Genomic DNA, 1,947 nt, shown 5'->3' on the forward strand with positions numbered 1-1,947 from the left:
TTTCTCGGCATCCCCGCCAAGAAGACGCTCGCGGTCTTGATTGGCCTGCCCGGCGTCGGGTCGGCAGTGGCTGCGACCTATCTCCCGGCTCCGGGCTTCCTGGACTGGACGCCGTCGTTCTTGGCCGTCGGGGTCATGGCAATTTTCGTCATGCAGCTGATCCGGGGCACCGGCCAGGCCCAGCGCCTCGAATCCACCCTGGGCTCGTGCGCGGGTGTCCTGCTCTCCTGCCTCGGCGCCGGCTGGATTGCGAGTTCGCGCTTCAACGGGGTCCGCGAAATGATCCTCGTGGCGGCCATCAGTTCGGCGATCGCGCTGCTGGCGGGGCTGATCCGCTGGCCGGACCGGATCGTGGCGCCGCTGGGCATCGTGAGCGCCGGCCTTGCCGGGCCGCTCGCCGGCCTGGTGTTCTCCGACATTGCCGTGCTGCCGGCGGCCCTCGTCGGCGTCGTCGTGGGGGCGGTGCTGGTGAGTTTCCGCCGCCTCGTCATCCTCAACGGTGAGCGCCTGAATGTTTTGGCGGCCGTGGGCATGGGGCTCGGGCCGGTTTCTGCTGTCGGATCGCTGGCCTACTTCATAGACAAACTACTCATCTACTAAGCGTTAGGATGGCATCATGTCCGTACTTGCATATGAGATCTTTTTCCTTGTCCTGCTTGGCGTGGCCAGCCTGTCCATGGCGTGGTTTGCCGGCTTTGTCGTGTACCGCCTCTTCAAAGGCCAGAAGTAAGACGTTCCAGACCCCGTAGCTTCCAGAGGTAGATGCTGTGCCGATTGAAATCCCTACTGATCTGACCCCCGAAATCGTTCCGCTGTCCTGGCTCATTGGTGAGTGGGAGGGCAGCGGCCGGCTGGGGGCTGGAGACGAGGACTCCGAGCACTTCCTGCAACACGTCTCGTTTACGCACAACGGCCTGCCGTACCTGCAGTACCGTGCCGAGAGCTGGCTGACCGACGACGAGGGCACCAAACTGCGTCCCCTCACCGTCGAGACCGGCTTCTGGGCGCTGGAGCGTAAGCAGCGCGAGGAGGACGGCGGCCCCGGCCTGATCCCGGCGGACATCGTCCCGGTGCTCAAGAGCGCCGACGAGGTGGAGGCCATGCGCAACAGCGACGGCGGCTTCGACATCTCGGTCTCCATCGCCCACCCCGGCGGGATCTCGGAGCTGTACTACGGCCAGATCAAGGGCCCCCAGATCCAGCTCAGCACCGACATGGTGATGCGCGGCAGCCACTCCAAGGAGTACACGGCGGCCACCCGGATCTTCGGGCTGGTGGAAGGAAACCTGCTGTGGCGCTGGGACGTGGCGACCGGCAAGAATTCGACGGCGGGCGGCGGCCTGGAGGCCCACGCATCGGCCATCCTCGCCAAAGTAGGCTAATTACGCGGTCTCACTGATTTTTCCGTTGTCACCATCGACCCAGGAGAAATACCGTGAACGACACAATCACCAGCTCAGCCGGCAGCACAGCACCCGGCAGCGCCAGCTACGCCGACCTCAAGGCCGTGTTCTTCAACGGCACGCTCAAGAAGTCCCCGGACGTGTCCAACACCCAGGGCCTGATCGAAGTCAGCCGCCGGATCATGGAGAAGCAGGGCGTCACCACCCGCGTGATCCGCACGGTGGACCACGACATCGCCAGCGGGGTCTACCCGGACATGCGCGAACACGGCTGGGCCACCGATGAGTGGCCGGAACTCTACCCGGCCGTCCAGGAAGCGGACATCGTCGTCGTCGCGGGGCCCATCTGGCTGGGGGACAACTCCTCGCAGACCAAGAAGCTCATCGAGCGCCTCTACGCCCACTCCGGGCAGCTGAACGCGAAGGGCCAGTGGGCCTACTATCCGAAGGTGGGCGGCTGCCTCATCACCGGCAATGAGGACGGCATCAAGCATTGCGCCATGAACGTCCTGTACAGCCTCCAGCACGTCGGCTTCACCATCCC

General features: G+C 64.8%; 3 protein-coding genes. All 3 read left to right on the forward strand.

Annotated features, from left to right (window positions below):
- Positions 1-600: hypothetical protein (locus Y706_RS24825; RefSeq protein WP_043435918.1), on the forward strand; the 600-nt coding region annotated here is incomplete at its 5' end.
- A 167-nt stretch (positions 601-767) separates the two neighbouring features.
- Positions 768-1,382 (forward strand): nitrobindin family protein, encoded by a 615-nt coding sequence (locus Y706_RS0110290; protein ID WP_028276527.1) that lies wholly within the window; start codon positions 768-770, stop codon positions 1,380-1,382.
- Between the two features lie 53 nt (positions 1,383-1,435).
- Positions 1,436-1,947, forward strand: a 512-nt coding sequence (locus tag Y706_RS24830; protein ID WP_173403070.1) for a flavodoxin family protein, incomplete at its 3' end; no start/stop codon positions are given.

This window comes from Arthrobacter sp. I3, from assembly GCF_000520575.1.
Taxonomy (GTDB): domain Bacteria; phylum Actinomycetota; class Actinomycetes; order Actinomycetales; family Micrococcaceae; genus Arthrobacter; species Arthrobacter humicola_A.